Source organism: Marinobacter daepoensis DSM 16072 (genome assembly GCF_000421165.1).
In the GTDB taxonomy this organism is placed as follows: domain Bacteria; phylum Pseudomonadota; class Gammaproteobacteria; order Pseudomonadales; family Oleiphilaceae; genus Marinobacter; species Marinobacter daepoensis.
Map to the genome: position 1 here is coordinate 1 of NZ_ATWI01000005.1, position 2,166 is coordinate 2,166.

Sequence of the window (2,166 nt, forward strand, 5' to 3'; positions counted from 1 at the left end):
GGCTTGACGTTACCTACAGAAGAAGCACCGGCTAACTCCGTGCCAGCAGCCGCGGTAATACGGAGGGTGCAAGCGTTAATCGGAATTACTGGGCGTAAAGCGCGCGTAGGTGGTTTGGTAAGCGAGATGTGAAAGCCCCGGGCTTAACCTGGGAACGGCATTTCGAACTGCCAGGCTAGAGTGTGGTAGAGGGTAGTGGAATTTCCTGTGTAGCGGTGAAATGCGTAGATATAGGAAGGAACACCAGTGGCGAAGGCGGCTACCTGGACCAACACTGACACTGAGGTGCGAAAGCGTGGGGAGCAAACAGGATTAGATACCCTGGTAGTCCACGCCGTAAACGATGTCAACTAGCCGTTGGGGATCTTGAATCCTTAGTGGCGCAGCTAACGCACTAAGTTGACCGCCTGGGGAGTACGGCCGCAAGGTTAAAACTCAAATGAATTGACGGGGGCCCGCACAAGCGGTGGAGCATGTGGTTTAATTCGACGCAACGCGAAGAACCTTACCTGGCCTTGACATCCTGCGAACTTTCTAGAGATAGATTGGTGCCTTCGGGAACGCAGTGACAGGTGCTGCATGGCCGTCGTCAGCTCGTGTCGTGAGATGTTGGGTTAAGTCCCGTAACGAGCGCAACCCCTATCCCTGGTTGCTAGCAGGTAATGCTGAGAACTCCAGGGAGACTGCCGGTGACAAACCGGAGGAAGGTGGGGATGACGTCAGGTCATCATGGCCCTTACGGCCAGGGCTACACACGTGCTACAATGGTGCGTACAGAGGGCTGCCAACTCGCGAGAGTGAGCCAATCCCTTAAAACGCATCGTAGTCCGGATCGGAGTCTGCAACTCGACTCCGTGAAGTCGGAATCGCTAGTAATCGCGAATCAGAATGTCGCGGTGAATACGTTCCCGGGCCTTGTACACACCGCCCGTCACACCATGGGAGTGGATTGCACCAGAAGTAGTTAGTCTAACCTTCGGGAGGACGATTACCACGGTGTGGTTCATGACTGGGGTGAAGTCGTAACAAGGTAGCCGTAGGGGAACCTGCGGCTGGATCACCTCCTTAAACGAAGCCGAATGCTTCGGTCAGAGTCCACACGAATTACTTGGTTGGCTAATAAAGAGAGCAAAGGGTCTTCAGGCCCGATTGTTTGGGTCTGTAGCTCAGGTGGTTAGAGCGCACCCCTGATAAGGGTGAGGTCGGTGGTTCAAGTCCACCCAGACCCACCAGAATTATTCAGCTCGCAAGATCTGAATGGTTCCTGGCAACTTGATTGGGGCCGTAGCTCAGCTGGGAGAGCGCCTGCCTTGCACGCAGGAGGTCAGGAGTTCGATCCTCCTCGGCTCCACCAAACAGATCAAGATTTTAACTAACTGACTAACCTTGGGTTAGCAGTGTACAGAAACGAATGTTTCATTGCTGTGAAGCCTTCCTTTCTGATCACTGGGTCAGATTTGCTCTTTAACAAATTGGACGAGATAGAACACGAATATTTTCTCTCATTATCTCCGAGAGGAAATGTTCAAGTGATAGCGATTTCAAGCGTTATCCGGTGTTGTCGTTGAAGTGGTTGTTATATCGCTTCAAGAAAGCTGAAGCCTTCGGGCTCACAGTTGTCTTGGGGTTATATAGTCAAGCAACTAAGCGCATACGGTGGATGCCTTGGCAGTCAGAGGCGATGAAAGACGTGGAAGCCTGCGATAAGGTTCGGGGAGCTGGCAAACGAGCTGTGATCCGGACATCTCTGAATGGGGAAACCCACCGACTTTCGGGTCGGTATCTTGTACTGAATACATAGGTGCAAGAGGCGAACCAGGGGAACTGAAACATCTAAGTACCCTGAGGAAAAGAAATCAACCGAGATTCCCTAAGTAGCGGCGAGCGAACGGGGACCAGCCCTTAAGCTGAACAACTGGTAGGAGAAGGCTCTGGAAAGTGCCGCCATAGTGGGTGATAGCCCCGTATCCGAAACCTGAGTTCAGTGAAATCGAGTAGGTCGGCGCACGAGAAACGTTGACTGAATATGGGGGGACCATCCTCCAAGGCTAAATACTCCTGACTGACCGATAGTGAACCAGTACCGTGAGGGAAAGGCGAAAAGAACCCCTGTGAGGGGAGTGAAATAGACCCTGAAACCGTATGCGTACAAGCAGTCGGAGCAGA

At 52.6% G+C, this 2,166-nt stretch carries 2 tRNA genes and 2 rRNA genes; all 4 read left to right on the forward strand.

Annotation, left to right across the window (positions count from 1 at the left end):
* Positions 1 to 1,068: ribosomal RNA gene (locus K325_RS0100500) — 16S ribosomal RNA — on the forward strand; the annotation flags it as partial.
* An 87-nt stretch (positions 1,069 to 1,155) separates the two neighbouring features.
* A tRNA-Ile gene (locus K325_RS0100505) sits at positions 1,156 to 1,232 on the forward strand.
* Positions 1,233 to 1,278: 46 nt separating this feature from the next.
* A tRNA-Ala gene (locus K325_RS0100510) sits at positions 1,279 to 1,354 on the forward strand.
* A 279-nt stretch (positions 1,355 to 1,633) separates the two neighbouring features.
* Positions 1,634 to 2,166, forward strand: a 23S ribosomal RNA gene (locus K325_RS0100515); the annotation flags it as partial.